The 12,339-nt window shown below is 72.3% G+C and carries 10 protein-coding genes; 5 read left to right on the top strand and 5 right to left on the bottom strand.

The features are described from left to right. Positions 1-37: 37 nt before the first annotated feature. From CDO52_RS12225 to CDO52_RS12215, 3 genes are all read right to left on the bottom strand, one after another. Positions 38-1,843: an AMP-dependent synthetase/ligase gene (locus CDO52_RS12225; RefSeq protein WP_094932394.1), complete on the bottom strand. Its 1,806-nt coding sequence runs from the start codon at positions 1,841-1,843 to the stop codon at positions 38-40. A gap of 116 nt (positions 1,844-1,959) precedes the next feature. After that, a complete protein-coding gene (locus CDO52_RS12220; RefSeq protein WP_017616957.1) occupies positions 1,960-3,765 on the bottom strand; it encodes an AMP-dependent synthetase/ligase in 1,806 nt (601 codons plus the stop codon). Positions 3,766-3,979: 214 nt separating this feature from the next. Next, positions 3,980-5,206: a M23 family metallopeptidase gene (locus CDO52_RS12215; RefSeq protein WP_157745544.1), complete on the bottom strand. Its 1,227-nt coding sequence runs from the start codon at positions 5,204-5,206 to the stop codon at positions 3,980-3,982. 440 nt (positions 5,207-5,646) lie between these two features. On the opposite strand from CDO52_RS12215, the gene CDO52_RS12210 reads away from it, so the two are divergent. Further along, on the top strand, positions 5,647-6,606 hold the full coding sequence (locus CDO52_RS12210; RefSeq protein ID WP_033299169.1) for a hypothetical protein: 960 nt from the start codon (positions 5,647-5,649) through the stop codon (positions 6,604-6,606). 125 nt (positions 6,607-6,731) lie between these two features. Here CDO52_RS12210 and CDO52_RS12205 read toward each other — a convergent pair whose 3' ends face one another. Then, positions 6,732-7,391 (bottom strand): PaaI family thioesterase, encoded by a 660-nt coding sequence (locus tag CDO52_RS12205; protein ID WP_026125452.1) that lies wholly within the window; start codon positions 7,389-7,391, stop codon positions 6,732-6,734. A gap of 582 nt (positions 7,392-7,973) precedes the next feature. Then, a complete protein-coding gene (locus CDO52_RS12200) occupies positions 7,974-8,417 on the bottom strand; it encodes a GNAT family N-acetyltransferase (protein WP_017616962.1) in 444 nt (147 codons plus the stop codon). A gap of 61 nt (positions 8,418-8,478) precedes the next feature. On the opposite strand from CDO52_RS12200, the gene CDO52_RS12195 reads away from it, so the two are divergent. The 4 genes from CDO52_RS12195 (at position 8,479) to CDO52_RS12180 (ending at position 12,316) form a co-directional block, all read left to right on the top strand. After that, positions 8,479-9,336: an AraC family transcriptional regulator gene (locus CDO52_RS12195; protein ID WP_017616963.1), complete on the top strand. Its 858-nt coding sequence runs from the start codon at positions 8,479-8,481 to the stop codon at positions 9,334-9,336. A 94-nt stretch (positions 9,337-9,430) separates the two neighbouring features. Then, positions 9,431-10,165: an AzlC family ABC transporter permease gene (locus CDO52_RS12190; protein WP_017616964.1), complete on the top strand. Its 735-nt coding sequence runs from the start codon at positions 9,431-9,433 to the stop codon at positions 10,163-10,165. Beyond that, positions 10,165-10,485 carry an AzlD domain-containing protein gene (locus CDO52_RS12185; RefSeq protein ID WP_017616965.1) on the top strand — a complete coding sequence of 107 codons (321 nt, stop codon included), beginning with the start codon at positions 10,165-10,167 and terminating at the stop codon, positions 10,483-10,485. The genes CDO52_RS12190 and CDO52_RS12185 overlap by 1 nt, the downstream gene beginning before the upstream one ends. A 157-nt stretch (positions 10,486-10,642) precedes the next feature. Beyond that, complete coding sequence (locus tag CDO52_RS12180) at positions 10,643-12,316, top strand: thiamine pyrophosphate-dependent enzyme (protein ID WP_094932392.1); 1,674 nt, start codon at positions 10,643-10,645, stop codon at positions 12,314-12,316. Positions 12,317-12,339 lie beyond the last annotated feature (23 nt).

Genomic DNA, 12,339 nt, shown 5'->3' with positions numbered 1-12,339 from the left:
GGCGGCCCGGCCCTTCCGGCCGCGCCGCCCCGCGGTCTCAGCGCTTGGTGTACATCGCCTCGACGGACGCGGCGTTGCGGTCGAGGATGCGGGCGCGGCGCAGCTTCAGGGTCGGGGTGAGGGTCTCGTCCTCCACGGTGAAGCGCTCCGCCAGGATCGTGAACGCGCGGATCGACTCGGCCCGGGAGACCGTCGCGTTGGCGGCGTCGATGGCGCGCTGGACATGGGCGCGCAGTCCGGCGTCGTCGGCGAGGTCGGCGACGGTCGTCGCGACCGGGTGGCCGTTCTCCGCCTTCCAGGCGCCGAACTCCTCCGGGTCGATCGTGATCAGCGCGGTGACGAAGGAGCGCCCGTCGCCGACCAGCATGCACTGGTCGACGAGCGGGTCGGAGCCGACCTGCTCCTCCAGCGGCCCCGGGGCGACGTTCTTGCCGCCCGCGGTCACCAGGATCTCCTTCTTCCGCCCGCTGATCCGGACGAAGCCGTCGGCGTCGATCTCCGCGAGGTCGCCGGTGGCGAACCAGCCGTCCACGAACGCCTTCTCGGTGTCCTGCGGCCGGTTCCAGTAGCGGTCGAAGACGTGCCCGCCCTTGATCAGCAGCTCGCCGTCGTCGGCGGTGCGCACCTCGACCCCGGGCACGGGGATGCCGATGGTGCCGGGGCGCACCTTGCCCGGGACGTTGACGAGCACCGCCGAGGTGGTCTCGGTGAGGCCGTATCCCTCGAACACATCCAGGCCGATGCCGCGGTAGAAGTGCAGCAGCCGCACGTCCAGCGCGCCGCCGCCGGAGATCACGCGGCGGCAGCGCCCGCCGAGCGCGTCCATCAGCTTGCGGTAGACCAGGGGCTCGAAGAACCGGTGCCGGAGCCGCAGGCCGAGCCCCGGGCCCCCGTTGAACAGCGACCGGCTGTAGGCGACCGCCGTGTCGGTGGCCGCGTCGAAGATCCGGCGCTTGAGACCGGTCGTCTGCTTGCGGGCGGAGGCGTGGATCTTCTCGAAGACGTAGGGAACGGCGAGCAGGAACGTGGGGCGGAACGTCTGCAGGTCGTCGATGAGCGCGCCGACGCTGCCGGTATGGCCGAGCCGGACCCCGGCGTGGATCACGGCGACCTCCACCATGCGCCCGAAGACGTGCGCGAGCGGCAGGAAGAGCAGCGTCGAGGGCGGCGAGCCGTCCTTGCCGGGTTCGAAGAGGACGGACAGCGCGTGCAGGACGCTGTCGACCTCGGCCAGGAAGTTCGCGTGGGTGAGCACGCAGCCCTTGGGGCTGCCCGTGGTACCCGAGGTGTAGACGATCGTGGCGGGGTCGGCGGCGTCGACGCCCGCCCGGCGCTCCTTGATCACGGAGTCGTCGAGTTCGCGCCCGACCTCGACGAGGGTGGCCACGGCGCCGGAGTCGAAGGTCCAGACGTAGCGGAGGTCGGGCAGGGTATCGCGGATGCCCTCGACCGTGGTGGTGTGCGGGTCGTCGTCGACGACGCAGGCCACCGCACCCGAGTCGGCCAGGATCATCCGGATCTGCTCAGCGGACGAGGACGGGTAGATCGGGACGGAGACGGCCCCGGCGGCCCAGATCGCGAAGTCGAGGAGCGTCCACTCGTACCGGTTGCCCGACAGCAGTCCCACCCGGTCGCCGGGCTTGATGCCCGCGGCGACGAGCCCCTTGGCGATGGCGACGACGTCGGCCCGGACCTCCGACGCGGTGGCGTCCTGCCAGCCGCCACCGGCCTGGTGGCTGAGCATGATCCCGTCCGGGTGGCGTTCGGCGCGGTCGAACAGAAGATCGGCCAGGCCGCCCTGGGTGGGGACCTCGGCCGGCGCGGTCACGGAGATGTCGGTCACTCTTCCGGTTTACCGAACAAACGTAACAAATCGCCACATATCACGTACTCATCTCACATGATCTTCGCCATAGCCGAGGGGCGGACGGCCGTGGCCCGGGTCACGCTCCCGGCGCCTCACCGGCCCTGGTAGAGCTTCTCCACCTCGCGGTCGTAGCGCTTGAGGATGCGGGCGCGGCGCAGCTTCAGGGTCGGAGTGAGGGTCTCCTCCTCCACGGTGAACTGCTCACCGAGGATGGTGAAGGCGCGGATCGACTCGGCGCGCGACACCGCCTCGTTGCCGGAGTCGATGGCCGACTGCACGGCGGCGCGCAGGTCCGCGTCGTCGGCGAGGTCGGCGACGGTGGCCCCGGCGGGGTGCCCCTTCTCCGCCTTCCACGCGTCGAACTCCTCGGGGTCCAGGGTTACCAGCGCGCTGACGAAGGGCCGGTCATCGCCGATCACCATGCACTGGGCGACCAGCGCGTGCGCGCGGACGCTCTCCTCCATCGGGGCGGGTGCGACGTTCTTGCCGCCCGCCGTCACCAGGATCTCCTTCTTGCGCCCGCTGACCCGCAGGAAGCCGTCGGCGTCGAACTCGCCGAGGTCGCCGGTGGCGAACCAGCCGTCCACGAACGCCTTCGCGGTGTCCTCCGGCCGGTTCCAGTAGCGGCCGAACACCTGCTCGCCCTTGACCATGATCTCGCCGTCGTCGGCGAGCTTGACGGAGACACCGGGCAGCGGGCCGCCGATGGTGCCCGGGCGGATACGGCCGGGAAGGTTGGCGATGACGGCCGCGGTGGTCTCGGTGAGCCCGTAGCCCTCGATCACCTCCAGGCCGATGCCCCGGTAGAAGTGGAGCAGCCGCACGTCCAGCGCGCCGCCGCCCGACAGGACGCGGGCGCACCGCCCGCCCAGCGCGTCCATCAGCTTGCGGTACACGAGCGGTTCGAAGAGGCGGTGCCGCAACCGCAGGCCCAGCCCCGGGCCGCCGCGGTCCAGGGACTCGCTGTAGGCCACGGCGGTGTCGGTGGCGGCGTCGAAGATCCGGCGCTTGAGACCGGTCGTCTGCTTGCGGGCGGAGGCGTGGATCTTCTCGAAGACGTAGGGAACGGCGAGCAGGAAGGTCGGCCGGTACGTCCGCAGGTCGTCGATGAGCGCGCTGACGCTGGTCGAGTGGCCGAGCCGGACGCCGGCCCGCACGGCACAGGTCTGCACCATGCGCCCGAAGACGTGGGCGAGCGGCAGGAAGAGCAGGGTCGAGGGCGGGGTGTCCTCGGTGGCGGTCTCGAACAGCTCGGGCAGGCCCGCCACGATGTTGTCGACCTCGGAAAAGAAGTTCGCGTGGGTGAGCACGCAGCCCTTGGGGCTGCCCGTGGTGCCCGAGGTGTAGACGATGGTGGCCGGGTCCCGCGGGTCGACAACCGCGCGGCGCTTGGCGATGGCGTCGTCGGACACCTCGGTGCCGTCCGTGGCGAGCGCGTCGACGGCGCCCGCGTCGATGGTCCACAGGTGCCGCAGGTCCGCGAGGCCGTCGCGCACACCGTCGATCATCGCGGTGTGCGACGCGTTGTCGACGAAGCAGGCGACCGCACCGGAGTCAGCGAGGATCATCCGGGACTGCTCGGCCGAGGCGGACGGGTAGATCGGGACGGTGATCGCGCCGACGGTCCAGATCGCGAAGTCGATCAGCATCCACTCGTACCGGTTGCCCGACAGCAGCCCCACCCGGTCGCCCGGCTCGACCCCGGCGGCGACGAGCCCTTTGGCCAGGGCGGTCACCTCGGCGGCGGTCTCGGCCGCGGTGAAGTCCCGCCATTCGCCGTCGACCTGCCGACTGAGCATCACACGGTCCGGCGACCGCTCGGCGCGGTCGAACAGGATCTCGGCCAGGCCGCCCTCGGTGGGGAGCTCGGCCAGCGCTGGGGCAGAGGTGTGGGTCACCGCTCCGGTCTATCGGATGCTGGTAACGAATGTGAAAATGGAACAACCGGATACCGCATGATCTATGCCATAGTCGGCGCTGCCCTCGTGGCCGCGGCCGCGGCTGTGACCACCGCGGTTGCGTCCGCGACGCCGCGGGTGGCGGGGCGCCGCGCATGCCATCGTTCCCCCCGGCCATCTCATCGGGGGGAACGATGACGCTCAGGGGCCGCCGTCAGTCACACGCGGGTGCCACCGGATCGTTGGTGCCGGTGTAGACGAACCCGTCACTGATCCAGTTGCCGGTGTCGAGGCGGTTCCACAGGTCGGTCGTGCCCCACACGCCGTCGACGTCGCCGCCGCGTGCCGTGCACTCGATCCGCACGAGCGCTCCGTCGGCGACGGTGTCGACGATGTCGTGGTCCAGGCCGGGGCCGGTGCGCAGGTTCACCCGGCTGTACTCGCCGCTGTCAACCGTGCCGGTGGGCAGGCTGTTGTCGCTGCCGCCGTAGTTGGTCAGCCGCTCCCCGCGGTCCACCCGGACGTTGCCGCGCGTGGCATAGCCCTGGTAGGGGCGCGACACGGTGTGGAAGGTCCAGCCGCCGATCGTCATGTTGTCGACGCTGATGTGCGAGTCGCCGCGCAGCAGGGACAGGTGCACGTGCGCGCCGCTGGAGCTGCCGCCGCAGGGCAGCTCGTTGCCGATGAGCCCGAGGTAGGTGCCCGTCTGCACCGGCGATCCGTTGGACAGGTTGGTCAGCCGCCGCATGTGGTAGTAGGTCGTGCTGTAGCCGTTCTCGTGCATGACCTTGACCAGGGCGCTTCCGCCGCGGACGCAGCTCTTGTAGACGCGGCCCGGCCCGGCGGAGAGGACCTGGCCGTTGCCGCCGTTGAAGTCGATCGAGCTGTAGGGGCGGCTGCTGCCGCTGTTGCCGTGCGGGCCGCCGCCCATCCACCAGGCCACGCCCTCCTGCCACGGCAGGCCGAGGCCGGTGTCGGCGAGGGGAGCGTCCTGCGCCGCCTCGTGGTTCTTCGCGAAGAGTTCCTTCTCCTCGTCGCTGACCACGTCGTCCGGGGCCGCGTCGGCGAGGTCGACGAAGCCGTCGGTTCCGTCCAGCTCCACGCGCCAGCCCTGCGGGCCGTGCTCGGCGACGAACAGAGCGGTCTCGGGGGCGGCGTGCGCCGTGGACGGCGCGGGGATGGTCGTCGTACCGAACGCCCACGCGTCGTCCTCGGTGGTAATGGGCTCGACGAGCGGTTCGGCCAGCGACCGGGTCGAGAACTGCTCGCGGGCGGTGTCGCCGCGTTGTTCGAGCATGGTGGCGCGGACGGCGTCGGCGAGGTCGTCCGACGTCGACTCGGCTGAGGCGGTGGCGGGACCGAAACCGAGGAGCAGGCCGGTGCCGAGCACGACGCTCGCGGCGGCGGCGAGCACGCGTCTGGGGGATGTGTGCGTTGGCATTCGTCCTCCACGGACGTACACGAGGGGGTGGGGGATCATCGGACGGATCCGGGCACGCCGCGGGAGCCGGGGTGGGGGGATCGCGGGCTGGGAGGGGATGTGGGGGTGGGCCCGGGCGGAGCCGGAGGCGTCCGTGGGGTCGACGGAACACCGGCTCCCCGGTAAAGGTCAAGGTCAGAGCGTTGCGACGGGCTTCACTGGGGAGATCGGCGGGGCTAACTGTGAATCCGGCCGCCACTGGGGTGGAGGGTGCCGTGCGGGCGGAAGCGGGAGCGCATAGGGGGCGGGGGGCGCGGTAGAGGCTAGGGGTAAATCCCTCTCAACACCGGACAAAATCGCTCATTAATTGATATTTCACAGAGTGGCCACCATGGTGCACACTGTTGGCCGAAACGCCCCGTCCTCCCCTTCCCCCCACCCATGGAGCCATGGAGGTCACGATGGCCAGCGGGACCCTGCGGCGTCGCACCGATACCGGTACCGGACCAGTCCAGGTCCTGTTACGGACCGGCCCTTTCCACGAGGCATTGCGCGCGGCGATCGACGACAGCGGGCTCACCCTGGGGAGCCTGCGCAACCGCCTGGCGCAACGGGGCATCCGGGTCAGCCTCACCAGCCTCAGCTACTGGCAGCAGGGGCGCAGTCGCCCGGAACGCCCCACGTCGATCCGCGCCGTCCAGGCGATCGAGGTCATCCTGGGCCTGCCCCGCCACTCCCTCGTCGCCCTGCTGGGGCCGCCGCGGCCGCGCGGACGCTGGGCCACCGGTCGGCGCTCCACCCCGCGCGGGTATGAGGGGTTCCTGGAACCGGCCGACGCCCTCGCCCAGACCGTGGAGAGCGTCATCGGCCCCTCCGACCGCAAGCTGCGCCTGTTCTGGCAGGAGGACATCGCCTGGGTGGCCGCTGACCGGGCGATCCGGCGGGTGCGCAGCCGACTGGTGGTGCGGGCGCTGGAGGACGACGCCGACCGGCACATGATGGTCTACTGCGGCGAGCCGGGCGCCGACGCCGCCGACATCACGCCCCTGGCGGTGGAGAACTGCCGCCTGGGGCGGGTCCGCCGCCATCGCAGCTCCGCCGTGCTCGCCGTGGAGCTGCTCTTCGACCGCCGCCTGCGCACCGGCGAGACCTACCTGCTGGAGTACGCCGTCAACGTCGGGCACTCGCCGCGCAGCCACGACTACCGCCGCGCGTTCCGCTATCCGGCCGAGACCTACATCCTCGGCGTCCGCTTCGACGCGTCCGCCCTGCCGGTCCGCTGCCACCGCCTCGTCCAGGCGCCCGAGGAGCCCCCGTCGCGCGCCGAGGAGGACCTGATCCTCAGCTCGGCCCACTCCGTGCACCTCGCCGAGCACGACATCCAGCCGGGGGTCCTGGGAATCGGATGGGAGTGGGACTGACCGAACTCCCACGAGCCCCCACTCCTCCGTTGATCTCGGGGATATTGGGGTAAAAATCGCCACTGAAACCCCAATATTTCCGAGATCGACGGAGGGGAGGGGCTGGGGACATCACGCGGGGAAAGCTAGCCCGGCAGGGCGACCTGCACCATGACGGCCGTGCCCTCGGCGGTGACCTCGCCGTTGTGGCGGATCTCGGCGGAGACGAAGACCTTGCGGCGCTCGGTCCCGGTGACGCGGGCGGTGATCTCCAGCGGGACGTTGAGCGGGGTGGGGTTGCGGTAGTTGACGTCGAGGTTAGCGGTCAGGCCGGGCATGCCCGCGGCGGCGGAGGCCGAGCCGAGGGCCTGGTCGAGCATGGCGGCGATCCAGCCCCCGTGGACCAGCCCGGGCGGCCCCTGGTAGACGCCGCTGAGGGTGACCTCGGCGCGCAGGCCCTCCTCCGTCAGTTCCAGCCGCATCGGCGGGGCGGCCGGGTTGGTCGGCCCCTCGACGACGTTGGTGAGGGTGCCGAAGCCGACCGGCCCCTCGAAGTCCGAGCGGTGCACGAGGGCGCCGATGGGGCGGCGCTCTCCGTCGATGCGCTTGACCGCCTCGGCGACCAGATCCCGCGCCGCGGCGAGGTCGGCGCCGTCGGCCTCAGTGTGGGCGACGGTGTCGATCAGCGTCCGGACCTGGTCGACCAGGTCGGTCAGCTCGGTGGGGAGGTCGTCTTCGGCGACGACCGTGAACCCGAGGCTGCGCGGGTCGGGAAGTTCGGACACCGGCTGCGCTTCGACGGTCATGGCTCCCTCGTCGCTTCGTTCATCGTCTGCGTCGGCGGCGGCGGCGCGGCGCACGACATGGTTGAAATCGGACCGACCACCGAAACCGAATGCTACTCGGTAATAGATCACGCGCGCGCATCCGGGGAGAAGGACCGGGGGCGCATCCACCGCCGCAAGCCAGAACTCACCGGCCTGACCGGTTATTTGGTGATACTCACCACCGCACCCCCACCGCTGCCGCTCCGTAGGCGGACGCTTCCACCGCGTCCACGTCGGGGATCCGAGCACGCGCCTGCCGCCGTGCCGGCGTACGGCACGGCGGCAGGCGACGACAGTCGTTCCGCGGTCGACCCCGGCCGCGCGAGGAGCGCCGCGGCACCGACGGTCGGATGGAGCGGCCGCTCCGTGAACCGCCAGCGCGGGAGGTGCTGTCCCGTCGCAGCCGACCCGCTCGATGGCGACCCGGTCGGCCCACATCCCACCGGGTGTGCCGACGATCGACGCGCTGCCCTGGCCATGGCGGTGACCGGTCAGCGGGTCACATGGGAACGGACCGTCGTTCCAGCGGTCGGCCGGACACCGACCCGCACGCCCGGTCCTTCACGGCTGGGGAGTCGGCACGATGTCCTTGCTCATGTGCACGTGCGGGATGCCCGCGTCGAGGAACTCCGCCCCGTGGGCGTGGTAGCCGAGCCTCTCGTAGAACCCGAGGGCATGGGTCTGGGCATGCAGGTCGACTCCGGTCAGGCCGCGGTCCCGCGCCCGGTCCTCGATCGCGCGGACCAGGGCGACCCCGGTGCCCGTTCCCCGCATGCACGACAGCACGGCCAGTCGGCCGAGCATGCCCCGCTCCCCCTGGGTCACCAGGCGGCCGGTGCCCACAGGAACCTCGTCCAGCCGAGCCAGCAGATGGTCGGCGGTGAGGTCGTGGTCGTCCCACTCCTCGTCGATCGGGACCTGCTGCTCCGCGACGAACACCACCCCGCGGATGACGAAGACGGCGGCGCGGTCCTTCGCGCTCTCGGCGAGATCGATCTTGAGCATGGCCGGAAGAGTAGTGCATCGCGATCTCCGTCCGTCACCCCCAATTCCTAAGCTGACAGGCATGACCGACACGCCCGGCGAACGCGCGCGGTTCTGGCGCCATCCCGGCCTGCCCGGCATCGACCTCCTCAAGGCGCACTACGTCCGGCACTCCTTCAACCGGCACACCCACGACACCTACGCGATCGGCGTCATCGAGGACGGAATCGAGGAGTTCGCCTACCGGGGCGCCACCCACCGCGTCGGGCGCGGCGATCTGGTGGTGGTCGAGCCGGAGGAGGTCCACACCGGGCACGCGGGCACTCCCGAGGGCTGGCGCTACCGCATGCTCTATCCCGAGGTCGATGTCGTGGCCCAAGCCGCCCGCGATCTGGGGATGCCCGATGTCCCCGGGTTCGGCGCCTCCGGGACGGGCGATCCGGCCAGCGGCGGGTTGATGCGCACCGCCCACCGGGCGGCCGAGCACGGCGACCGGCTCAGTGCGTCGACGCTCATGCGCCAAGCCCTCCATCACCTCCTTTCCCGGCACGCCCGCGCGCGGCCCGCGGACCCCGGCCCGCAGGGTCCGGACCGCGCCGTGGCCGAGGCCCGCGACCTGCTCCACGCCCGCCTGGCCGACCCGCCGAGCCTGGACGAGCTGGCCGCCGCCGTGGACGTCTCCCCCTTCGCGCTGCTGCGCGCCTTCCGGGCCGCCCACGGGCTCCCGCCGCACGCCTACCTCAACAACCTCCGCGTCCTGCGCGCCCGCCGCCTGCTCGCCGCCGGTATGCGCCCGGCGGCGGTGGCCGGAGAACTCGGCTTCGCCGACCAACCCCACCTGACCCGGCACTTCAAGCGCCAGTTGGGGGTGACGCCGGGCTCGTTCCGCCAGGGCGTCCTGGCGGCCCGGGGCGCCGGTACCACCGCCCCCGGCAGCTGACGCCAGCGCGCGCAAGAACGTTCAAGACCGGGCGTTCCCGCGGTGGTTAGCGTCGGGCGACGTGAAACCATCCTTCCTCTCCCCCTCCCCTCCGGTGCGCGACGCGCTGGGGATCGGCGTGGCCGTCGGCGTCTCGGGGCTGGCGTTCGGGACCGCGGCGGTGGCCTCCGGCCTCTCGGTCGCCCAAGCGTGCGCGCTGAGTGTCCTGACCTTCTCCGGTGCGTCGCAGTTCGCGTTGATCGGCGTCGTCGCCGGTGGCGGCAACCTCATCGCGGGGACCGCCGGGGCGCTGCTGCTCGGCACCCGCAACACCCTGTACGGGCTGCGCATGGCCGACCTGCTCGGCGTGCGCGGCGTCCGGCGCGCGGTCGCGGCGCAGGGGGTGATCGACGAGACGGCCGCGATGACCTTGGCGCAGCCCGACCGGGCCGCCGCGCGCACCGCCTTCTCCTGGACCTTCGCCACGCTGTTCGTGGCGTGGAACCTCACCACCCTCATCGGGGCGCTGGCCACCGAGCGGGTCGGCGACACCGCCGCGTTCGGCCTCGACGCGGTCGGTCCCGCGATCTTCCTGGCGCTGCTGTGGCCCCGCCTGCGCGAGGGCCGACGGGAGCGGCTGGTGGCCCTCCTCGGGGCCGCGATCGCCCTGGCCACGGCTCCCTTCGCGCCCTCGGGAGTGCCGGTGCTGCTCGCCGCCGTCGCCGCACTGATCGGGCTGCTGCCGCCGCGGGGCTCGACCACGCGCGGCGCGACAGCCGACGACGACACGGGCACCGGTGACGCCGGGGCGGGTGCGTCGGACACCCCCGCATGGGAAGGAGTGCGCTGATGACGGTGTGGATCGCGATCCTCGCGACGTCCGCGGGGTGCTACCTGCTCAAGTTCGCCGGACTGGCGGCGCCCCGGCGGCTCCTGGACCACCCGGTGGTCCGCAGGTTCGCCGTCACGGTCCCGATCGCGCTGCTCGCGGCGCTGATCGCCATCCAGTCCGCCGACAACGCCGACGGTCCGGGTCTGGCACTGGACGCCGCCCGGTTGAGCGGACTGGGCGCGGCCGTCGTCGCCCTGGTACTCCGCGCCCCCTTCCTCGTCGTCGTGATCGCCGCCGCCGCGACCACCGCCGGGCTGCGCGCCCTGGGGATCTCCTGACCGAGGGGAGGTGACGAACCGCTCCCCCGCGGGCAGGAATGGAGGTGATCGCCTCGGGGGACCCGCGAACGCTACGGCGCGCCGACGTCGGCCGTCGGTCACGGGGCGATCGCTCCACCCCCTAAGCGGACCTTGCGATGATGGAAGGACCCCATCTGTGAGCACGACCCCTCTCCGCACCGCGGCCGAAGAAGTCGTCGATGTCCTCGCGGGCGCCGGGATCCGGCGCTGCTACACCGTCCCAGGAGAGAGCTTCCTGGAGCTGACCGACGCCATCGAGCAGCGCGGGAACATGGAACTCGTCTCCACCCGGCACGAGAGCGGCGCCTCCTTCATGGCGGAGGCGGAGGCCAAGCTCATCGGGCTGCCCGCCGTCGCGGCGGCCACCCGCGGGCCGGGAGCGTCCAACCTCGCGGTGGGGGTGCACACGGCACGGCAGGACTCGACCCCGATGATCGTCTTCCTCGGCCAGGTGGAGACCGACCACCTGGGCCGGGAGGCGTTCCAGGAGGTGGACCTGACGGCCTTCTACGCTCCGATCACCAAGTGGACCACCACGGTGACCCGCGCCGACCGGCTGCCCGAGGTGACCGCGCGGGCCATCCGCGTGGCCACCAGCGGCCGCCCCGGGCCGGTGGCGATCGCCGTCCCCGGCGACCTGTTCGGACAGCGCATCGCGCCGCCGACCGCCCTTCCCGGCGGCATCCCGCCACGCCCGCCCCTCGGCGACGACGAGCGCGACCGGCTGGTGCCCTGGCTCGCGGGAGCGCAGCGGCCGGTGATCATCGCCGGGGGCGGGGCGCGCGGCGCACGCGAGGCGCTGGTCCGGGTCGCCGAACGGTTCCATGCCGGGGTCTACGCCGCGTGGCGGCGGCAGGACGTCTTCCCCAACGACCACCCGCTGTACCTGGGCCACCTCGGGCTGGGCTGCGACGACGCGGTCCTGGCGCCGCTCCGGGAGGTCGACGCCGTGCTGGTGGTGGGTTCCCGGCTCAGCGAGGTCACCACCCAGGGCTACCGGTTCCCGGCCCCCACCGCCCAGGGTGTGGAGTCCCCGGTCGCCCAGATCGACATCGACCCGGGCCAGATCGGCGTGGTCACCGGCGTGTGGCTGGGCGTGGTGGCCGAGGCGCGGCGGGCGCTGGAGTCGCTGGCCGACGCGCCGGTGACAGCCCCCTACCGGGACTTCGCCCCGGCCCACGCGGCGTGGCTGAAGACCGCGACCCCGCCCGCTGGCATCGCCGACCACCCCGGCGGACTGCTGCACCCGTGGGCGGTGGTGGAGGGCATGCGCCGGGTCCTCCCGGACGACAGCGTCATCTGCAACGACGCCGGGAACTTCGCCGCGTTCCTGCACCGGGGGTGGTGCTACCGGCATCCGCGCACGCAGCTCGCCCCGACGAGCGGGGCGATGGGCTACGCGGTCCCGGCGGCCGTCGCGGCCAAGCTCGTCGAACCGCACCGCACCGTCGTCGCCGTGGCCGGTGACGGCGGCACGCTGATGACCGGGCAGGAGCTGGAGACGGCCGCCCGCCTGGGGCTGCCGATCATCGTGGTGGTGTTCCAGAACGGGATGTACGGCACGATCGCCATGCACCAGGCACGCGACCTGGGACGGACGGCGGGGATCAGCATCAGCGGCCCGCTGGACCTGGCCGGCTACGCCCGCGGGCTGGGCGCGCGTGCCGCCACCGTCTCCTCCCCCGACGAGCTGGACAAGGCCCTGACCGCGGCCCTGGACGCCGACGCTCCCACGCTGATCGACGCCCGCACCGACCCGGACATCATCAGCCCGGGCGCGACCATGTCCGGGCTCCTCGCCGACCAGTAGCCGCCCGGGGGCAGCCCCGGGCC

Origin of the sequence: Nocardiopsis gilva YIM 90087 (assembly GCF_002263495.1) — a bacterium.
GTDB classification, from domain to species: domain Bacteria; phylum Actinomycetota; class Actinomycetes; order Streptosporangiales; family Streptosporangiaceae; genus Nocardiopsis_C; species Nocardiopsis_C gilva.
The sequence above is the reverse complement of the archived record's forward strand: the minus strand, read 5'-3'. Positions and strand labels throughout refer to the sequence as shown.

Coding starts and splice junctions, on each gene's coding strand:
- CDO52_RS12215 (WP_157745544.1), bottom strand. CDS start 5,206: ATGCCAACGCACACATCCCCCAGACGCGTGCTCGCCGCCGCCGCGAGC.
- CDO52_RS12210 (WP_033299169.1), top strand. CDS start 5,647: ATGGCCAGCGGGACCCTGCGGCGTCGCACCGATACCGGTACCGGACCA.
- CDO52_RS12205 (WP_026125452.1), bottom strand. CDS start 7,391: ATGACCGTCGAAGCGCAGCCGGTGTCCGAACTTCCCGACCCGCGCAGC.
- CDO52_RS12200 (WP_017616962.1), bottom strand. CDS start 8,417: ATGCTCAAGATCGATCTCGCCGAGAGCGCGAAGGACCGCGCCGCCGTC.
- CDO52_RS12195 (WP_017616963.1), top strand. CDS start 8,479: ATGACCGACACGCCCGGCGAACGCGCGCGGTTCTGGCGCCATCCCGGC.
- CDO52_RS12185 (WP_017616965.1), top strand. CDS start 10,165: ATGACGGTGTGGATCGCGATCCTCGCGACGTCCGCGGGGTGCTACCTG.